The 20,066-nt window shown below is 58.4% G+C and carries 20 protein-coding genes; 4 read left to right on the forward strand and 16 right to left on the reverse strand.

Annotated elements, in window-relative coordinates:
* The first annotated feature begins 159 nt into the window (after positions 1 to 159).
* Positions 160 to 813 (forward strand): serine O-acetyltransferase EpsC, encoded by a 654-nt coding sequence (epsC, locus tag NE623_RS03765; protein ID WP_256271600.1) that lies wholly within the window; start codon positions 160 to 162, stop codon positions 811 to 813.
* 116 nt (positions 814 to 929) lie between these two features.
* Here the strand turns inward: epsC and NE623_RS03770 are convergent, their stop codons facing one another.
* Genes NE623_RS03770 through rfbC form a run of 7 tightly spaced genes read right to left on the reverse strand, consistent with a single transcriptional unit; the run spans position 930 to position 7,577 of the window.
* Complete coding sequence (locus NE623_RS03770) at positions 930 to 2,768, reverse strand: glycosyltransferase family 2 protein (protein WP_256271599.1); 1,839 nt, start codon at positions 2,766 to 2,768, stop codon at positions 930 to 932.
* The gene (locus NE623_RS03775; protein ID WP_256271598.1) at positions 2,758 to 3,279 is read right to left on the reverse strand and encodes a transposase; all 522 of its coding nucleotides are present in this window, start codon (positions 3,277 to 3,279) and stop codon (positions 2,758 to 2,760) included. Before NE623_RS03775 ends, NE623_RS03770 begins: the two co-directional genes overlap by 11 nt.
* A 1-nt stretch (position 3,280) precedes the next feature.
* On the reverse strand, positions 3,281 to 3,529 hold the full coding sequence (locus tag NE623_RS03780; RefSeq protein ID WP_147609536.1) for a kinase to dihydroxyacetone kinase: 249 nt from the start codon (positions 3,527 to 3,529) through the stop codon (positions 3,281 to 3,283).
* Positions 3,530 to 3,542: 13 nt separating this feature from the next.
* Positions 3,543 to 5,411: a glycosyltransferase family 2 protein gene (locus NE623_RS03785; RefSeq protein ID WP_256271597.1), complete on the reverse strand. Its 1,869-nt coding sequence runs from the start codon at positions 5,409 to 5,411 to the stop codon at positions 3,543 to 3,545.
* Between the two features lie 3 nt (positions 5,412 to 5,414).
* The gene (locus NE623_RS03790; protein WP_256271596.1) at positions 5,415 to 6,191 is read right to left on the reverse strand and encodes an ABC transporter ATP-binding protein; all 777 of its coding nucleotides are present in this window, start codon (positions 6,189 to 6,191) and stop codon (positions 5,415 to 5,417) included.
* A gap of 12 nt (positions 6,192 to 6,203) precedes the next feature.
* Positions 6,204 to 7,001 (reverse strand): ABC transporter permease, encoded by a 798-nt coding sequence (locus tag NE623_RS03795; protein WP_256271595.1) that lies wholly within the window; start codon positions 6,999 to 7,001, stop codon positions 6,204 to 6,206.
* A gap of 9 nt (positions 7,002 to 7,010) precedes the next feature.
* Positions 7,011 to 7,577: a dTDP-4-dehydrorhamnose 3,5-epimerase gene (gene rfbC / locus NE623_RS03800; protein WP_256271594.1), complete on the reverse strand. Its 567-nt coding sequence runs from the start codon at positions 7,575 to 7,577 to the stop codon at positions 7,011 to 7,013.
* Positions 7,578 to 7,885: 308 nt separating this feature from the next.
* On the opposite strand from rfbC, the gene NE623_RS03805 reads away from it, so the two are divergent.
* Entirely contained in the window at positions 7,886 to 9,256 is a 1,371-nt protein-coding gene (locus NE623_RS03805) for an NCS2 family permease (protein WP_370866680.1), read from the forward strand.
* A gap of 250 nt (positions 9,257 to 9,506) precedes the next feature.
* Here the strand turns inward: NE623_RS03805 and NE623_RS03810 are convergent, their stop codons facing one another.
* The 9 genes from NE623_RS03810 to coaD form a co-directional block, all read right to left on the reverse strand.
* On the reverse strand, positions 9,507 to 10,178 hold the full coding sequence (locus NE623_RS03810; RefSeq protein ID WP_256271592.1) for a hypothetical protein: 672 nt from the start codon (positions 10,176 to 10,178) through the stop codon (positions 9,507 to 9,509).
* Positions 10,175 to 10,729 carry a 5-formyltetrahydrofolate cyclo-ligase gene (locus tag NE623_RS03815; protein ID WP_256271591.1) on the reverse strand — a complete coding sequence of 185 codons (555 nt, stop codon included), beginning with the start codon at positions 10,727 to 10,729 and terminating at the stop codon, positions 10,175 to 10,177. The genes NE623_RS03810 and NE623_RS03815 overlap by 4 nt, the downstream gene beginning before the upstream one ends.
* 161 nt (positions 10,730 to 10,890) lie before the next feature.
* Positions 10,891 to 11,991, reverse strand: coding sequence for an acryloyl-CoA reductase electron transfer subunit beta (gene acrA / locus NE623_RS03820; protein WP_256271590.1), 1,101 nt, complete (start codon positions 11,989 to 11,991; stop codon positions 10,891 to 10,893).
* A 17-nt stretch (positions 11,992 to 12,008) separates the two neighbouring features.
* Positions 12,009 to 12,794 carry an acryloyl-CoA reductase electron transfer subunit gamma gene (acrB, locus tag NE623_RS03825; protein WP_078783188.1) on the reverse strand — a complete coding sequence of 262 codons (786 nt, stop codon included), beginning with the start codon at positions 12,792 to 12,794 and terminating at the stop codon, positions 12,009 to 12,011.
* 14 nt (positions 12,795 to 12,808) lie between these two features.
* On the reverse strand, positions 12,809 to 13,978 hold the full coding sequence (locus tag NE623_RS03830) for an acyl-CoA dehydrogenase family protein (protein ID WP_256271589.1): 1,170 nt from the start codon (positions 13,976 to 13,978) through the stop codon (positions 12,809 to 12,811).
* Positions 13,979 to 14,076: 98 nt separating this feature from the next.
* Positions 14,077 to 14,949: a 3-hydroxyacyl-CoA dehydrogenase family protein gene (locus NE623_RS03835; RefSeq protein ID WP_256271588.1), complete on the reverse strand. Its 873-nt coding sequence runs from the start codon at positions 14,947 to 14,949 to the stop codon at positions 14,077 to 14,079.
* Between the two features lie 88 nt (positions 14,950 to 15,037).
* A complete protein-coding gene (locus tag NE623_RS03840) occupies positions 15,038 to 15,823 on the reverse strand; it encodes an enoyl-CoA hydratase-related protein (protein WP_256271587.1) in 786 nt (261 codons plus the stop codon).
* A gap of 21 nt (positions 15,824 to 15,844) precedes the next feature.
* Positions 15,845 to 17,059, reverse strand: coding sequence for a thiolase family protein (locus tag NE623_RS03845; protein WP_256271586.1), 1,215 nt, complete (start codon positions 17,057 to 17,059; stop codon positions 15,845 to 15,847).
* 86 nt (positions 17,060 to 17,145) lie between these two features.
* Positions 17,146 to 17,637 carry a pantetheine-phosphate adenylyltransferase gene (gene coaD, locus NE623_RS03850; protein WP_256271585.1) on the reverse strand — a complete coding sequence of 164 codons (492 nt, stop codon included), beginning with the start codon at positions 17,635 to 17,637 and terminating at the stop codon, positions 17,146 to 17,148.
* Positions 17,638 to 18,050: 413 nt separating this feature from the next.
* Here coaD and ptb point away from each other — a divergent pair, with 413 nt between their 5' ends.
* Both ptb and buk read left to right on the forward strand, forming a co-directional pair.
* Complete coding sequence (gene ptb, locus NE623_RS03855) at positions 18,051 to 18,959, forward strand: phosphate butyryltransferase (RefSeq protein ID WP_256271584.1); 909 nt, start codon at positions 18,051 to 18,053, stop codon at positions 18,957 to 18,959.
* Positions 18,960 to 18,989: 30 nt separating this feature from the next.
* Positions 18,990 to 20,054, forward strand: coding sequence for a butyrate kinase (buk, locus tag NE623_RS03860; RefSeq protein ID WP_256271583.1), 1,065 nt, complete (start codon positions 18,990 to 18,992; stop codon positions 20,052 to 20,054).
* The last annotated feature ends 12 nt before the right edge of the window (positions 20,055 to 20,066 follow it).

The raw sequence follows: 20,066 nt of genomic DNA on the forward strand, positions 1-20,066 counted from the left end.
GGCGGCAGTGTCAATGCAAACACCCAAAACGCGAAAGTAAGGATTTTATGGATTTTTGCGCCGACTTTTGTATAAAATGATAAAACCGCACGCCGTTGCGCTTTGCAGAGATTTGTGCTATAGTATAAACAAGTATGGTAAAGTAAAGAGGAACGGACTATGGGCCTTTGGGAAGATGCAAAAAATATCCGCGATAAGGACCCCGCCGCACGCAATGTGGCGGAGGTTATTATCCTGTACCCCGGCTTTCATGTGCTGGTAACGCATAAGATTGCACATTTTCTGTATAATCATAAGTGCTTTTTTCTGGCGCGGCTGGTCAGCCAGCTGGCGCGGCACCTGACCGGCATTGAGATTCACCCCGGCGCGAAGATTGGCCGCAAGCTGTTCATCGACCACGGTATGGGCATCGTCTTTGGCGAGACCACCGAAATTGGTGATAACTGCACGATCTATCACGGTGTGACACTGGGCGGCACCGGCAAGGACACCGGCAAGCGCCACCCCACGCTGGGCAACAATGTGCTGATCGGTGCCGGGGCCAAGGTGCTGGGGCCGGTGTACATCGGCGATAACGTCCGTGTCGGTGCGGGCAGTGTGGTGTTGAAAAACCTGCCCGCCAACGCTACCGCGGTCGGCGTGCCCGCCGAGGTTGTGCGCGTGGGCAATGTCAAGTGCTGCCCGGCGGACGATCTGGACCAGCAGGATCTGCCGGATATCGTCAACCAGCGCATTTCCGAGCTGGAAGCCCGCCTGAGCCGCTTGGAAGCCGAAAAGCAGGGCGAGTATCCGCCTGACAAGAAAGAAAGATAAAAAAACAGCGCCCGAACGTGAAAACGTTCGGGCGCTGTTTTGTTTGCCGTAAGCCCCAAGCCTTCCCCTATGGGGAAGGTGGCCCCGCAGGGCCGGAAGGGGGGCGCGGCTGCAGTTTACTTCAGATTCCGCAAATCGCCGCTTTCGCGGAAGTCCTCATAATCGAGGGAGAGCGAGGGGCTGTAGTAGGGGTCATGCAGGATATTCTCCCGCCCATGCACGGCGTAAAGGCGGTCATGCTCGGCGTCAAAGCGGGCTTTTTTGGCGGGGTCATTCTCGTCAGAGCCGCGGGACTTGCTCTCGTAATGGTAGAGCTCCGCGTGGGGCGTCCAGACGATGCGATACCCGGCATCGCGCACGCGCAGGCAGAAATCCACATCGTTGTAGGCAACGGTAAATTCCTCATCCAGACCGTGCATTTCATCGTAGACGGCGGTGCGCACCAGCAGGCAGGCAGCGGTCACGGCGGAGAAATCCTGCACCGTGGCCAGCCGGAACATATACCCGCTGCCGCCGCGCTTGTGGTACTTGTGGCTGTGCCCGGCATAGCCGCCCAGCCCGGTGATGATACCGGCGTGCTGGATGGTGTCATCCGGGTAATAGAGCATCGCCCCGCAGATACCCACGCCGGGCTGGCTGCACTCGCCCACCATCTGGGTGAGCCAATCGCCGTTGATGACCTCCACATCGTTGTTCAGCAGCAGCAGATACTTTCCGGCGGCGTATTTGCGGCCAAAGTTGTTGATGCGGCTGAAGTTGAACCCGCCCTTATAGGTCACAACCCGGGCATGGTCATAGCGGTCGGGCAGCTTTTTGTAGTAGGCTGCCGTGGCGGGGTCGGTGGAGTTGTTCTCAATGACGATGACCTCGAAATTCTCATAGGTCGTTTTGGCGTAGATGCTGTGCAGACATTTCTCTAAATCATCGGTGTGGTCCTTGTTGGGAATCAGGATGGAAACCAGCGGTTCCGGCTTGGGGATGTCCCACACAATGTGGCAGGTGCCGGGAAAGCGCCCGGCCTCCACCCTGCCCTGCCGCCCGGTTGCGGCCAGATGGTCGGCAACGGCGCGTTGGGCGGCCTGCTCCACATAGGGCTTGGCGGCTGTGCCGCCGCTGGTGGAAGCTGCGTGCACGCGCCAGTAATAGAGCACCTGCGGGATATGCAACGGCTTGGCGGCGGGGTCACGGCGCTGCATTTCGTCGATGAGGCGCAGGAACAAATCGTGGTCCTGCGCGCCGTCACATTCGGGGCGCTCGCCGCCGACCGCGTCAAACAGCGCCTTTTTAAAGACCGCCAGATGGCAGATATAGTTGACCGCCATCAGGTACTCAGGTGCATAGTCGGGCTTGAAATGGCCGACCCGCGGGTGCTCGGGCGTTTTCTCAAACAGGGCCTCGTCACTGTAGGCAAAGTCTGCGCCGCTGTCGGCCAGTGCCTTGCTCATGCAGTAGATTGCGTGGGGGGCCAGCATATCATCGTGGTCAGCCAGCGCCAGATACTCGCCGGTGGCCAGCTTGGCGGCGGCGTTGGTGTTGGCGGCAATGCCCTGGTTTTCGATTTTGGCGTAGACAATGCGGGCATCCTGCGCGGCGCGGGCCTGCACAGTCTGGCCCACATCGGCGTGGGCGGCATCGCTGGCGTCCACCAGCACAAGCTGCCAGTTGGGGGCGGTCTGTGCCTGCACGCTGTCGAGAAATTGCTGCAAAAACTGCGGCGGCGTGTTGTACAGCGGCGTCAGGATGCTGATGGTCGGCCAGCCGTGGGCGTTCTGCGCGGCGTCGGCCCGCTGGGCCTCCAGCGTATGCCTTGACGGCAGATACCGCGCACGCTTGCCGAAGAACCGCCGCTTGAAAAAGCCGACGGCGCGCCCGGCCATAACGCCGACGCCCTGTTCCTTTGTCAGGGTCCGCGCATAGCCGAATAGCTCTTTGATGCGTTTTGTTTCAAGGCTCATGGGATGGCTCCTCGTAAAAGCAATCTTTGTGCCAGAGTTGGGGGTTTGTGTCGATGTACTGCCAAATCTGCGCGTACCCGTGCTCGGTGCGCACAACGTGGTCGTGAAAGGATTTTTGCCAGATGGGGCAGCCAATCGCTTTCGTGACAGCCTCTTTCATCTGTTTGATGACCAGTGAAATTGTAGGGGCGCACAGTGTGCGCCCGCCCTGTTCCCGCTGAATCAACAACAATAAATGAACATGATTTGGCATTACGGCATATTTTATTAACTTTACTGCGGGATGCCGAATGGAAATCTGCAAAATGGCATCTTCAACGGCTTTCCCGTAAGGCGATAACTCCGGGGCAAGGCGCGGGCGCACACTGTGCGCCCCTACATCCTCAACCGCCGTAAGGACATCGCTTTTCCACAAAATTTTCTGCCGCCCATGCGTGCAAATCGTGATGAAATACGCACCGTTTTGGGCGTAATCATACGCCGTCAGGCGGTTAACCTTGCGCCTTGCCAATTTACCCGTGCAACCCTTTTGCTTGGCGCTCCATGTTTTCTACGATGATGGTGTTCAATTCGCCGAGGGCGGCGGCGTACTCCAAAACCTTCCACGGGGTGTCAGTGTGGTAATGTACCTTGACGACATCCTCGTCGCCGACGACCAACAGGCAATCGCCCTTGGCACTGTTCAAAATGCCGTCGTGGATGGCGTCCTCGTCGAGGTCGTGGCCTTCGATTAAAAACTGGGTATCAAACTTATTTTCCATGCAAAACACCTCCTCACTTCAACCCAAAATTTTCAAACAAATTGTTGAAATGGGGGTTGTAGTAGGGGTCATAATTGTCGATATACTGCTTATATTTGGCGTAGAAATTGGCCTTCTCGCGTTCATAGCGGCGGGCGTTCTCGCTCAGGGTGTCAAGGCCGCGGCTCTTGCTCTCGTAATGGTAGGCCTCGGCACGCGGGGTGTAGACGTTAAGCAGGCCCTTCTGCCACAGCTTCAGGCAGTAGTCCACATCATTGTAGGCCACGGCGAACTTCTCCTCGTCCAGACCGCCGAGCTCCTTCCAGAGCGTGGCCTTCGTCATCAGGCAGGCGCCGGTCACGGCCATATAATCCTGCGTGGTGACCAGACGGTACATATCGCCCACGGCGGTGCGGGGGTAGCTCTTGTGGCTGTGCCCGGCCGAGCCGTTGATGCCCATGAGCACGCCCGCGTGCTGGATGGTATCATCGGGGTAGTAGAGCTTTGCGCCCACGGCACCCACATCGGGCCGCTGGCTGTAGCTCAGCAGCTCCCGCAGGAAGTCGTGTGAGAGAATCTCAATGTCATTGTTGAGAAGCAACAGATGCTCGCCCTCGGCAAAGGAAGCGCCAAAATTGTTGATGGCCGAGAAATTGAACGGCCCATGCCCCTCAAACGTAACCACCCAACAGGTCGGGAATTTGTCATGCAGCGTCTTGTAATAGGCAAAGGTGGCGGGGTCGGTGGAGTTGTTCTCAATGACAATAACCTCAAAGTTATCGTACCCAGCGTTTTTGTACAGACTGGTCAGGCAGCGGTCCAAATCCTCCACGTGGTCCTTGTTGGGAATCAGCACGCTGATTTTTGGGTGGCCTGTCAGCTCATACCGCACCTGGAACGCACCGGGGGCATCTGGCACGGCCATGGCGTGGCCCGGCAGCCCTAAGCGCTGCAGCTGGGCATCAATGGCGCGCTCCCCTGCTGCGACGGCGTAGGGCTTGGCCTCCATACCGGCGGCCGTTGAGCCCGCGTGGCCGCGCCAGATGTACAGCACCTTCTTGATATGCTCGATATGCTGTGCTTTTTCGGTCAGGCGTAGAATCAAATCGTGATCCTGCGCACCGTCAAACTCCTTGGACTCATACGCCCCGGCGGCGTCCAGCAGCGGGCGGCTGAACACCGCAAGATGGGTGATGAAGTTGACCCCGCGCAGATAGTCGGGTGCAAAATCCGGTTTGAAGTGATACCCGCCCAGCTCCTTCAAATCTGCCGAAAGCACGATTTCGTCGCTGTAGACAAAATCGGCCCCGGTACTTTGGAGGGTCTGCACAACCTCAAACAGTGCATTGGGGTACAGTACATCGTCATGGTCAAGCAGGGCGATGAAATCGCCGTGGGCCAGCTTGAAGCCGCGGGTCGTGTTGGCGGCAATGCCGCCGTTTTCGACAGCCTCGTATACAATCGTACCCGGCACGGCTTTGGGCAGACGGCTTTCCAGCCGCTTGCCAGCGTCCGAGGCATCCACCAGCACCAGCTCCCAATGGGTGTAGGTCTGCTGGATAACGCTTTTCAGCATTTCATCGAAAAATTTCGCCGGGGTGTTGTACAGCGGCACAATGATGCTGATGGTCGGCCCCTGCAGCTTGGCGACGCGCTGGGCCTTCAGCTCCCGGCGCAGCGGAATGTCTGCCCGGTGGCGCCAGTCATCGTGGTGCAGGGCCAGCCCGACGCGGAATTTCACATCGCGCCACAGCTGCTCGGCCCCCTGCTCCTGCAGGGTGTGCACGCTGCGGGTGGCAAGGTCGCGCAGATGTGCGGGGTTCAGCAGGCGTTTTGCCATGCCGCCCACGCTGTCCTGCACGGCCAAATCAGCCGGGCGCTCGTTGTTAGGATTTTCAGGCATAGTTTATTCCTCAGTGATTTTTGCTGGCATAGCGTCTTTTTTCTCGAACTTACGGTACTCGGCCGTAATCTCCTTGGTCGCGCCCAGCCGGCGCAGATGACCGTGGTCCAGCCATGCTACCTTGTTGCACATACGCTCGATCTGGTCAATCGAGTGGCTGACCAGAATGACCGTTGTGCCGCCGGAAAGCAACTCGGCCATCCGCTTTTCGCACTTTTCCTGGAACAGGAAGTCACCGACCGAGAGAATCTCGTCCGCAATCAGGATGTCGGGCTTGGTCATGGTTGCCACGGCAAAGGCCAGACGCGCCACCATGCCGGAGGAGTAGTTTTTCAGCGGTACATCGAGAAAATCCTGCAATTCGCTGAATTCCACAATGTCATCAAACTTGGAGTCAATGTATTTCGGCGTGTAGCCCAGAACGGTGCCATTCAAGTAGATGTTCTCCCGGGCGGTCAGGTCCATATCAAAGCCTGCGCCCAGCTCAATCAGCGGCGCAATCGTGCCGTTGACCGTGACCTTGCCTGCGCTGGGCTTGTACACGCCGGAAATAACCTTGAGCAGCGTGGATTTGCCGCTTCCGTTTAAGCCAATCAGGCCGTAGAAATCGCCCGGCATAATATCAAACGAGACATCGTCCAGCGCAAAGAACTCGTCAAACCGCACGCCGCCGTGCAGCAGGGCCACAAAGTATTCCTTGAGGCTCTCGTGCTTTTCCTTGGCAAGGTTGAAGCGCATCGAGACATGGTCGATGGAGATAATGGGTTTCTGCTCTGCCATTCCGATGCCTCCTTACATATACAGGACGAACTTGTCCTGATTCTTTTTAAAGACGTAGACGCCCAGCCCCAGACTGATGGCGGCGCAGAGGAACGGAATCAGCACCATATTGGGGGTCAGACCCTCGCCCCACATAACGCAGGAGCGCACCGCCGTGATGTACCAGTAGATGGGGTTGAGGTTGATGACAAACTGCATCCAGCTTTCCATCTGGCGCGGGTCATAGAAGATAGCGCTGCCGTAGACCAGCAGGGTGCAGAAAACCTCCCAGATGTGCATAATATCGCGCACAAAGACGTAGAGCGTGGACAGAATCAGCCCGATGCCCAGACTGAAAATGAACAGCATAACGATGGGATAGACAGCCAGCAGCACGGTTTTGAACGAGATGTGTGACCATGTCAGCAGTGCCACGATAAAGAGCGCTACCAGACTGAAGAAAAAGTTTACCAGCGCAAAGCAGCACTTTTCCAGCGGGAAGATGTACTTGGGGATGTAGACCTTGCGCAGCAGCGGGCCGTTTTTCAGCACGCTTTCCATCGCCATCGTGGTGCTCTCGCGGAAGAAGTTGAACATCAGCTGGCCGATAATCAAAAACAGCGGGAAATCCTCGATCCCCTGCCCGCGCTGGTTGAACAGCGCCCCGAACACGGCCCACATGACAAGGCAGGTCAGCAGCGGGTTCAGCACGCTCCAGGCCACGCCCAGCACGCTGCGGCGGTATTTCAGCTTGAAATCGCGGGTAATCAGGTTCTGCAGCAGATAGCGGTATTTCCAGAAGCCCGCGAAGGTATTTTTCAGTTTCTGCACGGTGACTCCTTAGTATTTCTCAAAATACTCGAATTTCTGGGCGGCAAAGGGGGTGTGCTCCTTGTCCTTGGCGCTGGTCTTGTGCTCGCAGCCGCAGTCGGGCCACTGGACGTTGACAGTCGGGTCATCGTAGGGAATGCCGCCCTCGGCGGTGGGGTCATAGACATCGGTGCACTTGTAGCAGAACTCGGCCACATCGGACAGCACCACAAAGCCGTGGGCAAAGCCCTCGGGAATCCAGAGCATCTTTTTGTTCTCGGCAGAGAGGGTCACGCCCACCCACTTGCCGAAGGTCTTGCTGTTGGGGCGGCAGTCCACGGCAACGTCAAACACCTCGCCCAGCGTCACGCGCACCAGCTTGCCCTGCGTGTGCTTGGTCTGGAAGTGCAGGCCGCGCAGCACGCCCTTGCTGGAACGGCTCTGGTTGTCCTGCACAAAGGGCTTGTCAATGCCGGCAGCGGCGAACTCGTCAATCTGGTAGGTCTCCATAAAATAGCCGCGGTCATCGCCAAAGACGGTCGGCTCGATAACCTGCACCTCAGGAATTTCGGTTTTGATAAAATTGAACTTGCTCATAGTAAATTTCTCCTTTTTATATTCATACGTCATCTGATACATAGCGATACAGGATATATTATACTCTATTATGCCGTATTGGGCAAGATGGCGGGCAAATTTTGTCGATGCCGGTTCCTATTACGGAAATAGCAAAACGTCTGTTTACAAATGTACGGCTATAGAGTACAATAAAACTGTTGCGCCTTTGCGGGTCTTATTCGGGCGCAGCGGAACGATACAACCCAAAGGCAGCACCGCACAATTCCCGCCTGACGGCTTAAGCGGCACTTAGAATGATGCGGTGTTGCCCAAAAAATCGGAGGTACATCATGGAAAAGCTCTTTCACCTGAAGGAGAACCGCACCGATGTCAAGACCGAAGTCATGGCCGGTATCACGACCTTTATGACGATGGCTTACATCCTTGCGGTCAACCCCAACATTCTGTCCGCGGCCGGTATGGACGCCAAGGCCGTGCTGATTGCCACCTCGCTGGCGGCGTTCTTCGGCACGATGCTTATGGCGCTGCTGGCCAACTATCCGTTTGCACTGGCCCCCGGCATGGGCCTGAACGCCTACTTTGCCTACACCGTCGTGCTGACGATGGGCTACAGCTGGCAGATGGCGCTGCTTGCCGTCTTTGTGGAGGGCATTGTTTTCATCGTGCTGTCCCTCACCAATGTGCGCGAGGCTATCTTCAACGCCATCCCGATGACGCTCAAGTCAGCGGTCAGTGTGGGCATCGGCCTGTTTGTCGCGTTTGTCGGCCTGCAGAATGCCAAGCTCATCGTCAACAGCGACTCCACGCTGCTGACCTACCAGCACTTCAAGGGCGAGACCTTCCACAGCATCGGCATCGGCGCCCTGCTGGCGCTCATCGGCGTGCTGCTGATTGCCGTCATGCTCATCAAGAACGTCAAGGGCGCTATCCTGTACGGCATTCTGCTGACCTGGGTGCTGGGCATTGTCTGCGAGCTGGCAGGCATCTACGTGCCTGACCCCGAGGCCGGTATGTACTCCGTCATCCCCACGGCCTTTGTCAGCTTCGACTTCTCCTCTCTGGGCCAGACCTTCGGCCAGGTGTTCCATCAGGATTTCTCCAACTTCAACCTCGGCAACTTTATCGTTGTTATGTTTGCCTTCCTGTTCGTTGACCTGTTCGACACGTTGGGCACCCTGATTGGCGTGGCCTCCAAGGCCGATATGCTGGACGAGAACGGCAAGCTGCCCCGCATCAAGGGCGCACTGATGGCGGACGCCGTTGCCACCAGCGTAGGCGCTGTGCTGGGCACCTCCACTACCACCACCTATGTCGAGAGCGCTTCCGGCGTGACTGAGGGCGGCCGCACCGGTCTGACCGCTGCCACTACCGCAGTGCTGTTCCTGCTGGCCAGCATCTTCAGCCCGCTGTTCCTGACGATTCCCTCCTTTGCCACCGCCCCGGCGCTGATTGTGGTCGGCTTCTATATGATGGGCGCTGTTGTCAAGATTGACTTTGACGATATGACCGACGCCATCCCGGCCTTCCTGACCATCCTCATTATGCCGTTGGCCTACAGCATCTCCGAGGGTATCGCCATCGGCGTTATCTCCTGGACGCTCATCAACGTCCTGACCGGCAAGGCCAAGGAGAAGAAAATCAGCCCGCTGATGTATGTGCTGACCGGGCTGTTTATCGTCAAGTACATCTTCCTGTAATACGTCCCCTACCCCGGGCATAAAAAAGCATCCGCAGCGAAAATGCTGCGGATGTTTTTTTGCACAATCCGGTGGCGTATATGGCTGCGGAAGGTCGGCCCTCATCCGGCGCTGCGCGCCACCTTCCCCCGCAGGGGAAGCTGTCACCGCAGGTGACTGATGAGGGGCGAGCTTGCGGCGGGCGGCTGCTTATGGGAAACCCACGGCCCCTACAGGGCAGGCAGCCCGGTCAGGTGCGTATCCTCAAAAATCAGTCTGCCACGGCGGGGGCGTCAATCAGCAGCTCCGGCGGCAGATCGCCCTCGGTGGCATCGATGGAATCATCCATATCGAAGGTGACGCCAAACGCCTGCGCGGCGGCGTCCACAAGCGCGTCCACATCGGCCAGCTCACTGTCGGCCATAACGAACAGCACCTTGTCGCCAAAAGTCACCACGCGGGCGCGGTCGGCGGCCACGCAGACCCACTTGCGCAGATCGATGTTGTCCTCCATCGACGTTGCAATTTCCTTGGCATCGGCGGGGTCCTTGACCCGCGCCAGCACAAGGCTGTAGGCCTGGCTGCCGGTCATCGACTCGCTGATAACGGCGGCGTCCACCTTGCCCACATTGTCGGCGGTCAGGCCCGCCAGATAGCTGTACCAGCTTTCATCGGTCAGGTCGATGGCCGTGGTCTCCATGCCCATCAGGTCGACCGGCTGGAGCTTATAAATTTCGTCCACCATATCGTTCAGCTCGGCATCCGGGGCGGGCTGGGCGTTCTCGGCGGTGTCCTCCGGGTCAACGCTGAATTCTGGGTCGATTTCCATACCAGCCTCCGGCGTGGATGCGGGCTGGTTCATCAGGTCATCGTCCGTTTTTTTGCCGCAGGCGCTCAGAAGCAGCGCGGCCAGCAGGGCTGTTGCAAAAAGCAGCTTTTTCATAGTTGGATTCCTTTCTCGGTCAGAATTTCTTCGGGTGCAAAGCGGGCGTCCCATGCATCGCAGGACAGGCCATTCAGCACAGTGGCGGTGGGACAGAGCAGAAGCCTTGCTCCCTTATACTGTGCCAAAAACCGGTCATAATACCCGCCGCCCCGGCCCAGCCGCACACCATCCGGGCTTGCGGCCAGACAGGGAATCAGTGCCAGCGGTGCAGCGCACCCGGCAGGGTCAAGGGCGGGCAGATTGGCAGGCGGCTCCGGGATGCCGTAGCTGCCGGGGCGCAGCAGGGCTAAATCCGGGATTTCCACCCAGTCCATCTCGGCGCGGCTCAGCACCCGGGGCAGCAGCAGACGCTTGCCGTCCGCCAGAGCGCGGCGCAGGATAAGCCCTGTGTCCGGCTCGTCCGGCAGGGCGGCAAACGCCAGCACCGTACCGGCCTGCTGCCAGCACGGCAGCGCAAACAGCGCCTGCGCCATACCGCTGCCCACGGCCTGCATATCCAGCGCCCTGCGCCGGGCTTTTGCCAGCGCGCGGGCCTCCTGCTTTGTCATGGACGGCACCTCCCTTGCGTATTGCACTATCATAGCACATCCGCCTTCACCCTACAAGACGGAAAAAGGGCGTCTTGTGTTACAGCGCCGACAAAATTTTTGCCAAAACAAAAAAGGAGCCGCGCTCCTTGCGAAGCACGGCTCCCCTATCGCGGGTCAAATCAGGCCTTGGCAGCCTTGATTTCCTTAATCAGCTCGGGAACGACCTTGTACAGATCGCCGACAATGCCGTAGGTGGCAACGTCGAAGATGGGGGCGTTCTCGTTCTTGTTGATGGCGATGATGTTCTCGGAATCCTGCATACCGGCAACGTGCTGGATGGCACCGGAGATGCCCAGCGCAACGTAGATGCGGGGATGCACGGTCTTGCCGGTCTGACCGACCTGATGGTCAGCGGAGAGCCAGCCCTCATCGGTGACGGCGCGGGAAGCACCCACGACGCCGCCCAGAACACCGGCCAGCTCCTCGGCCAGCTTGATGCCCTTTTCGGGGTCGGCAGAGATGCCGCGGCCCACGGAAACGACAACGTCGGCACCGATCAGGTCAACCAGCTTCTCAGCGCTCTTCTTGATGTCCAGAACCTGAACGTGGATATCGTCCGCAGTCAGGGCGGGGGTAACGTTCTCGATGACAACCTTGTCGGCACCGGCCTGGTCGAACGCCTGCATCTGCATAACGCCGGGGCGGACGGTGGACATCTGCGGGCGGAAGCGCGGGCAGATGATGGTAGCCATCAGGTGGCCGCCGAAGGCAGGGCGGGTCATTTTCAGGTTGGTGTTCTCCTCAAACTTGGTGTTGTCCACATCAATGTTGGAGGTGGTGCGCAGGAAGCTCTTGTACTTCTCAACGTCAACATCCAGATGGGTGCAGTCGGCAGTCAGGCCGGTGTGCAGACGGGCTGCGCAGCGGGGGCCGAGGTCACGGCCCAGGTTGGTGGCGCCGATCAGCATGATCTCGGGCTTCTTGTCCATGATGAGGTCGCACAGCGCCTTGGCATAGCCATCGGTGGTGTAGTCCTTCAGCAGGGGGCTGTCGATATTGTAAACGCGGTCAGCACCGTAGCCGCCCAGCGTCTTGAGGTCAGCCTCGGCCAGGCCGCTGCCCATGACAACGCCGCACAGCTCAACGCCCAAATCGTTGGCCAGCTTGCGGCCCTCGCTCAGCAGCTGATAGCTGATGGACTGGATCTCGCCCTCGCGCTGCTCGCAGAATACCCACACGCCCTTGAAGGCGGCGGTGTCCATTGCATTGAATTCAGCCATTGTTCGTTTCTCCTTCCTCAAATCAGGTGCTTGTCGTTCAGGATGCCGACCAGCTGGGCAGCATCCTCGACCTTCATGCCAGCGCCCTTGACCGGGGGAGCGAAGGACTTGTAAACGTTCGTCGGGGAGCCCTTCAGACCGATGGTGTCGGTCTCGATGAGGGGATCATCCTTCAGAGCATTGTAGTCAAAGACCTCCAGCGGCTTGTCGTAGCACTCGAAGATGCCGGAAACGCTCATATAGCGCGGGGTGTTCAGCTCCTTGATGCAGGTCAGCAGGCAGGGGGTCTGAACCTTCAGCTCCATGTAGCCGTCCTCCAGCTGACGCTTGACGGTCAGGGAGTTGCCATCCTTCTGGATGTCGGTGACATAGGTGACCTGGGGCAGATGCAGCTTCTCAGCAATCTGGGGGCCGACCTGTGCGGTGTCACCGTCGATAGCCTGACGGCCGCAGAAAACGATATCCTCAGGGCCGACGCCAATCTTGTTGACGGCAGCAGCCAGAATCTGGGAGGTGGCGAAGGTATCAGAGCCGCCGAACTCACGGCCGGAAACCAGCACGCCGCGGTCAGCGCCGCGGGCCATCAGCTCACGCAGCATACCTTCTGCCGGCGGCGGGCCCATCGTGACGACAACGACCTCGCAGCCGGTCTCGTCCTTCAGCTGCAGTGCAGCCTCAACAGCGTTAAGGTCATCAGGGTTGGTGATGGTAGCCATTGCGGAACGGTCCATCGTGCCGTCAGCCTTGACAGCGACCTTGCCCTGCGTATCGGGAACCTGTTTGACACAAACGATTGCTTTCATTACGTCTGTCCTCCTTACTTCAGCAGCGCACCGCTGATGACCATCATCTGAACCTCGCTGGTGCCCTCGTAGATTTCAGTAATCTTGGCATCACGCATCATACGCTCGATGGGGTAATCGCGGGTGTAGCCGTAACCGCCGAACAGCTGCAGGCAGCGGCGGGTCACGTCGCTGGCGGTGCGGGCGGCAATCAGCTTGGCCTCGGCAGCCTCAACGCTGTAGCGCACCTTGGCACCGTCCATGGCAGCCTGCTTCTTCTGGGCAGCTGCATAGACAAGGTACTTGGCGGCGTCAACGCGGGCCTTCATCTCGGCCAGCTCAAACTGGGTGTTCTGGAACTGTGCAATGCTGCGACCGAACTGCTTGCGCTCCTTGACGTAGGCAACGGTCTCGTCAATGGCGCCCTCAGCGATGCCCAGAGCCTGGGAGGCAATGCCGATACGGCCGCCGTCCAGCGTGGCCATGGCCAGCTGGAAGCCCTTGCCCTTGACGCCCAGCAGGCGGTCCTTCGGGATAATGCAGTCCTCCATAATCAGCTCGCAGGTGGAGGAGCCGCGGATGCCCATCTTGTCCTCGGGCTTGCCGACCTTGAAGCCGGGGTCAGTGCGCTCCACGATGAAGGCGCTGATTTCCTTCTGCTTGCGGCCGCGCTTGTCGGTCACAAAGCCGGTGACAGCGATGATGATGAACACATCAGCAAAGCCAGCGTTGGTAATGAAAATCTTGGAGCCGTTCAGCTTCCAGTGGTCGCCCTCGTCCACGGCGAAGGTCTGCTGACCCTGGGCATCGGTGCCGGCACCGGGCTCGGTCAGGCCGAACGCGCCAATCCACTCACCGCTGCACAGCTTGGGCAGATACTTGGCCTTCTGCTCGGGGGTGCCGTTCTCATAGATGGGAGCTGCGCACAGAGAGGTGTGGGCAGACAGGATAACACCGGTGGTGCCGCAGACCTTGGACAGCTCCTCGACAGCCATAACGTAGGACAGGACGTCGCCGCCTGCACCGCCGACAGACTTCGGGAAGTAAATGCCCATCATGCCCAGCTTGGCCATCTTCTCAACGGTCTCCTTGGGGAAATACTCCTCCGCGTCGACCTTCTTGGCCAGGGGCTTGACTTCGTTCTCAGCAAACTCCTTGTACATCTTCTGGACCATTTGCTGCTGTTTAGACAGAGTAAAATCCATTGATAAAACCTCCATATACTGGGGCCGGGGCGTATTGCCCGGCCAAACAAACGCGGCCCGGCACGGTTTTGCCCGCGCCAGGCGCGTAAGTTATCAAATTACAGGGCGTCGACCGGGGTCTTGGTGCGGTCTGCGTTGTAAACGTAGAAGCCCTTGCCGGTCTTGCAGCCCAGGTTGCCGCCGCGAACCATCTTGCGGATCAGCGGGCAGGCACGGTACTTGCTGTCGCCGGTCTCCTTGTACAGGACGTCCATGATGGCCAGGCAGATATCCAGACCAACGAAGTCACCCAGCTCCAGGGGGCCCATCGGGTGGTTGGCGCCCAGCTTCATGGCGGTGTCGATACCGGCGATGTCAGAAACGCCCTCCATCTTGATGAAGGCAGCCTCGTTGATCATCGGGATCAGGATGCGGTTGACAACGAAACCGGCAGCCTCATTGACCTGAACGGGGCTCTTGCCAATCTCGGTGCTGATCTTCTTGATGGTGTCCACGGTCTCGGCGGGGGTGTTGACACCGGCGATGACCTCGATGAGCTTCATGCGGTCAGCGGGGTTGAAGAAGTGCATACCGACCAGAGGACGGCTCAGGCCCTTGCCAATCTCGGTGATGGACAGAGAGGAGGTGTTGGAAGCGAAAACGCACTCGGGCTTGCAAATCTTGTCCAGCTCGCCGAAGGTGGTCTGCTTGACCTTCATATCCTCAAATGCGGCCTCAACGATCAGGTCGCAGTCAGCGCACAGGTCCTCTTTCAGACCGGCGGTGATGGCAGCCATACGGCGGTCAACCTCGGCCTGCTCCAGCTTGCCCTTGGCAACCAGCTTGGCATAACCGGCGGCAATCTTTGCCTTGCCGTTGTCAGCCCACTCCTGCTTGATGTCGCACAGTGCAACGGTGAAGCCCTCAACCTGAGCAAATGCCTTTGCGATGCCCTGGCCCATAGTGCCGGCACCGATAACGCCTACCTTCATAGTAAGTACCTCCAATATAAGATAAAAGATAAGAGATAAGAGATAAGAGATAATAAAATCGGTGTGCGCGCTGCGCACGATTTTAAGATTAGTTGTTCGTGAAAACCGGCTTCGGCTTCGGCTTCTCGCGGCTCAGGAAGCAGCCCATGCCCTCGACCTGATCGTGGGTCTCGAAGCAATCGCCGAAGAGCTTCTCCTCGACCTCAACGGCCTGCGCAATCGGCAGGCTGATGCCGTCATTGATGGCCTTCTTGCAGTTGCGAACCGCGATAGGAGCGTTCTTGGCAATCTTACCGGCCAGCTTCAGCGCGGCGGGCATAAGCTCCTCCTGCGTGTAAACGGCGTTGACCAGACCAATGCGCAGAGCCTCGTCTGCCTTGATGTTCAGAGCAGAGTAGACCAGCTGCTTTGCCATGCCCATGCCGACCAGACGTGCCAGACGCTGGGTGCCGCCGAAGCCCGGGGTGATGCCCAGGCCAACCTCGGGCTGACCAAAGACAGCGTTGTCAGAGCAGAGGCGGATGTCGCAGCTCATGGCCAGCTCATTGCCGCCGCCCAGCGCAAAGCCGTTGACAGCAGCGATGACCGGCAGCGGGAAATGCTCAATCATCAGGAAGATGTCATTGCCCAGCTTGCCGAAGGCCTCGCCCTCTGCCTTGGTCATCGTGGACATGGAGCCGATATCGGCACCGGCCACGAAGCTCTTGTCACCGGCGCCGGTCAGCACAACACAGCGGACGGTGTTCTGGTCAATGGCCTCAAAGGCGGCCTTCAGGTCGGCCAGAACCTCGGGGTTCAGGGCGTTGAGCGCCTTCGGGCGGTCGATGGTCAGGACAGCAACAGCGTCCTGAATTTCGGTAGTAACAAAGGACATTTTGAATTCCTCCGGTAAAAATTACATCTCAACGATGGTGGCGCAGCCCATGCCGCCGCCGATGCAGAGGGTAGCCAGGCCCTTGTGTGCGCCGCGATGCTTCATGGCATACAGCAGGGTGACAAGGATACGAGCGCCGGAAGCGCCGACGGGGTGGCCCAGAGCAATGGCGCCGCCGTTGACGTTCAACTTCTCCTGGTCGAAGTGCAGAGCCTCGCCGACTGCAACAGACTGAGCAGCGAAAGCTTCGTTGGCCTCAATCAGGTCCATATCGTCGACGGTCAGGCCGGTCTTGGCCATAACCTTCTTGGTGGCGGCGATGGGGCCAAGGCCCATGACCTCGGGCTCAACACCGGCCAGAGCACCGGCAACCCAGGTAGCCAGAGGCTCAACGCCCAGCTCCTTGGCCTTCTCCTCGCTCATGATGACCAGCGCAGCAGCGCCGTCGTTGATGGCGGAGGAGTTTGCAGCGGTAACGATGCCGTCCTTCTTGAAGCAGGGCTTCAGCTTGCCCAGAACTTCCATGGAGCTCAGGCGGGGGCCTTCATCGGTATCAAACACGGTGTCGCCCTTCTTGCCCTTGATGACAACAGGAACGATCTCGTCCTTGAAAGCGCCGTCGGTGATAGCCTTGGCAGCCTTCTCCTGAGAATGATAAGCAAAGGCATCCAGCTGCTCACGGGTGATGGGGCTGTAGCCGTACTTCTTCTGGTAGGTCTCGTTGGTGCAGACGTTCTCGGCGGTCATGCCCATGTGCATATTGTAGCCGGTTGCATCCCACAGAGCATCGTTGACCATCGTGTCAACCAGCTCGCTCTTGCCCATGGGGTAGCCCATGCGGTAGCCGTAGCGGCCCTTCGTCATGGCGAACGGAGCCATATCCATGTTCTCCATACCACCGGCAACAACGATGTCGGCATCGCCGGCCTCAATCATCTGGGCGGCCATGTTGACGCAGTTCAGACCGGAGCCGCAGACAACGTTGACGGTGACGGCGGGGGTCTCGATGGGCAGGCCAGCCTTCAGAGAAGCCTGACGAGCAACGTTCTGGCCCAGACCGGCCTGGATAACGCAGCCCATGTAAACGTGGTCGACCTGCTCCGGCTTGACGTTCGCACGGTTCAGGGCCTCCTTGATGACAATGGAGCCCAGCTCAGCGGCGGGGACATTGGCGAGGGTGCCGCCGAACTTGCCAATGGCAGTACGGCAGGCGCTGGCGATGACGATTTTTTTCATAAGTAGCCTCCTAAAAAACTCTCTTTGGATGGACTATTGAGTAACAATCTATCTTCAGGCCGTCATAAACGCGGCATGAATGTGAATTAAAGCTCCCCTGCCTCGCGCTTGGCAATCAGCGCACGCTCGACATTGCGGGGTACAAAGCGGGAAACATCCTGCCCGTAGTGGGCAGCCTCCCGCACGATGGTGGAGGAAAGATAGCTCCATTTGATGGCGGTTGCCAGAAACACCGTTTCAATCTCCGGCAGCATGGCAAAGTTGGTGTGGGCCAGCTGGATTTCGTTTTCAAAATCCGTGACCGCCCGCAGACCGCGCACCATAACGGTGGCTCCCTTCTGCTTGGCGAAGCTGACCGTCAGGCCGTTGAAGGAGTCGACCTCCACATTCGGGATGTTCTTGCAGGCATCCCGCAACATGGCAACGCGCTCCTCGACCGTGAACAGCGGGGTCTTGGCACTGTTGACCAGCACCGCGACAATCACCTTGTCAAACATACGGCTGGAGCGCTTGATGATATCGAGATGCCCGTTGGTGACGGGGTCGAAGCTGCCGGGATACATGGCAATGGTAGGCATGATGTGTGACCTTTCCGGGGTGAAATTCGCTCTACCTGTTAAAAATTAAACAACTTTAGAGGTAAAGCAAGGCACCGGCGCCGCGCTGGCTCTTTGGGGCTTATCCATTGGGTCAGAAGTACGGCGGCATGGTGCCGCGGCGGTGGGGTGTTTCCCAAACCGCTACTATAGTTTTACCATCTTGTTAAGGTTTTGTCAATGACGAATTTGTTAAAATTCAGTCAAATTTGCACAAAATTGTTGTGCGCCCACCTATTTAAATAGCAGCGCACAGAATCCCGGAAAAATTATTTTTTGCACCCCCTCTCCCCTTCCCCCTCTTGACCCGCGGCAGATAACGTGTTATTATTTTAACATACGGGGCCTTCTACACAGCCCCGGCGTCTGAATGAAAAAAACGAGGTGCTGTAAAAATGAATTTTGAGGACCTGATTGCGAAAGTAAAGACCTGCGGCAAGCAGAAGCTGGCCGTTGCCGCTGCGGAGGATGACGCCGTTCTGGAGGCTGTTGACGCTGCCCACAAGCAGGGCATTGCCGATGCCATTCTGGTTGGCGATGAGGCAGCCATCCGCAAGATTGCCGCCGAGCTGAATATCGACCTTTCCGACTATGAGATCATCAACGAGCCGGACAAGGTGCAGGCTTCCTTGAAGGCTGTCAAGCTGGCCCATGACGGCGTTGCAAATATGTACATGAAGGGCCTGCTGGATACCAAGACCTTCCTCAAGAGCGTGCTGGACAAAGAAGTCGGCCTGCGCACCGGCAAGACGCTGTCCCACGTGGCTGTCTTTGAGGTCAAGGGCATTGAGCAGCTGCTCTTCCTGACTGACGTTGCCTTTATGACCTATCCGACTCTGGAGGATAAAGTACATATCATCGAGAATACGGTTGCTGTGGCCCATGCCTGCGGCGTGGAATGCCCCAAGGTTGCCCCACTGGCCGCTGTTGAGGTCGTCAACCCCAAGATGCCCTGCACCGTGGACGCGGACGAGCTGCGCAAGATGAACGTCGAGGGCAAAATCACCGGCTGTGTGGTCGATGGCCCGCTGTCGATGGACATTGCCATTGACCCTGAGGCTGCCCACCACAAGGGCGCACAGGACCGCCCGGCTGCAGGCCATGCGGACATCCTGCTCTTCCCCGACATTCAGGCGGGCAACCTTGTCTACAAGACGCTGGTTCACACGGCTGACTGCAAGAACGGCTGCATCCTGACCGGCACCAAGGTTCCGGCCATCCTGACCAGCCGCAGTGATTCCTTCCAGACCAAGGTCAACTCCATCGCGCTGGCCGCCGTTGTGGCCGCAGGTCTGAACCAGTAAAACGATTGAAAATAAAAGGAGACGTTTATAATGTCTATCAAAACTCTGGTCATCAACCCCGGCTCCACCTCCACCAAGGTCGGTGTGTTCGAGGATGAGACCCTGCTGTTTGAGGAAACGCTGCGCCACCCCACCGAGGAAATTGCCAAGTACGCCAGCGTCATCGACCAGAAGGACTTCCGCAAGGAAATCATTCTGGACTTCTTGAAGGAAAAGAACTGTGACCCCAAGACGCTGAACGTCATTGTGGGTCGCGGCGGCCTGCTCAAGCCCATTCCCGGCGGCACCTATGCCGTCAGCGATGCCCTTCTGGCTGACCTGAAGGCCGGTGTGCAGGGCCAGCACGCCTCCAATCTGGGCGGTATTCTGGCCCGCGAAATCGGCGATTTTCTGGGTGTGCCCAGCTACATCGTGGACCCGGTGGTTGTGGACGAACTGACCGATAAGGCCCGCATTTCCGGTATGCCGGAGCTGCCCCGCCGTTCCATCTTCCACGCGCTGAACCAGAAGGCCGTGGCCCGCCGCTTTGCCAAGGAGAACGGCAAGCGCTACGAGGACTTGAACCTTATCGTCATCCATATGGGCGGCGGCGTTTCTGTCGGCGCGCATGACCACGGCAAGGTGGTGGATGTCAACAACATTCTGGACGGCGAGGGCTGCTTCAGCCCCGAGCGCAGCGGTACCGTGCCGGTTGGCGACCTGGTCAAGATGTGCTTCAGCGGCAAGTACACCCAGCAGGAAATTTACAAGAAAATCTGCGGCAACGGCGGTTTCAATGGCTATCTGCACACCAACGATGCCCGTGAGGTCGGCAAGCTGGCCGAGACTGACGCGCTGGCCAAGCAGGTCTGGGATGCCTTCTTCTACCAGATTGCCAAGGACGCCGGTGCTATGGCTGCCGTGCTGCACGGCAAGGTTGACCAGATCATCCTGACCGGCGGCATTGCCTACAATCCGTTCACGGCACAGACTCTGACGGATTATCTGGGCTGGATTGCCCCTGTCACCACCTACCCCGGTGAGGATGAGCTTCTGGCGCTCTGCCAGGGCGCGCTCCGCGTTATGACCGGCGAGGAAGAAGCCAAGCAGTATTGATGCTTTGATGCA

The sequence above is a fragment of the Gemmiger formicilis genome (assembly GCF_024462815.1).
Taxonomy (GTDB): domain Bacteria; phylum Bacillota; class Clostridia; order Oscillospirales; family Ruminococcaceae; genus Gemmiger.

Bases quoted from the DNA above. Each gene is read 5' to 3' on its own strand.
- NE623_RS03770 (WP_256271599.1), bottom strand. From the start codon at position 2,768: ATGAGCCTTGAAACAAAACGCATCAAAGAGCTATTCGGCTATGCGCGG.
- NE623_RS03780 (WP_147609536.1), bottom strand. From the start codon at position 3,529: ATGGAAAATAAGTTTGATACCCAGTTTTTAATCGAAGGCCACGACCTC.
- coaD (WP_256271585.1), bottom strand. From the start codon at position 17,637: ATGCCTACCATTGCCATGTATCCCGGCAGCTTCGACCCCGTCACCAAC.
- NE623_RS03830 (WP_256271589.1), bottom strand. From the start codon at position 13,978: ATGGATTTTACTCTGTCTAAACAGCAGCAAATGGTCCAGAAGATGTAC.
- NE623_RS03810 (WP_256271592.1), bottom strand. From the start codon at position 10,178: ATGAAAAAGCTGCTTTTTGCAACAGCCCTGCTGGCCGCGCTGCTTCTG.
- NE623_RS03835 (WP_256271588.1), bottom strand. From the start codon at position 14,949: ATGAAGGTAGGCGTTATCGGTGCCGGCACTATGGGCCAGGGCATCGCA.
- acrB (WP_078783188.1), bottom strand. From the start codon at position 12,794: ATGAAAGCAATCGTTTGTGTCAAACAGGTTCCCGATACGCAGGGCAAG.
- NE623_RS03845 (WP_256271586.1), bottom strand. From the start codon at position 17,059: ATGAAAAAAATCGTCATCGCCAGCGCCTGCCGTACTGCCATTGGCAAG.
- ptb (WP_256271584.1), top strand. From the start codon at position 18,051: ATGAATTTTGAGGACCTGATTGCGAAAGTAAAGACCTGCGGCAAGCAG.
- NE623_RS03785 (WP_256271597.1), bottom strand. From the start codon at position 5,411: ATGCCTGAAAATCCTAACAACGAGCGCCCGGCTGATTTGGCCGTGCAG.
- NE623_RS03815 (WP_256271591.1), bottom strand. From the start codon at position 10,729: ATGACAAAGCAGGAGGCCCGCGCGCTGGCAAAAGCCCGGCGCAGGGCG.
- NE623_RS03840 (WP_256271587.1), bottom strand. From the start codon at position 15,823: ATGTCCTTTGTTACTACCGAAATTCAGGACGCTGTTGCTGTCCTGACC.
- NE623_RS03790 (WP_256271596.1), bottom strand. From the start codon at position 6,191: ATGGCAGAGCAGAAACCCATTATCTCCATCGACCATGTCTCGATGCGC.
- epsC (WP_256271600.1), top strand. From the start codon at position 160: ATGGGCCTTTGGGAAGATGCAAAAAATATCCGCGATAAGGACCCCGCC.
- rfbC (WP_256271594.1), bottom strand. From the start codon at position 7,577: ATGAGCAAGTTCAATTTTATCAAAACCGAAATTCCTGAGGTGCAGGTT.
- buk (WP_256271583.1), top strand. From the start codon at position 18,990: ATGTCTATCAAAACTCTGGTCATCAACCCCGGCTCCACCTCCACCAAG.
- acrA (WP_256271590.1), bottom strand. From the start codon at position 11,991: ATGGCTGAATTCAATGCAATGGACACCGCCGCCTTCAAGGGCGTGTGG.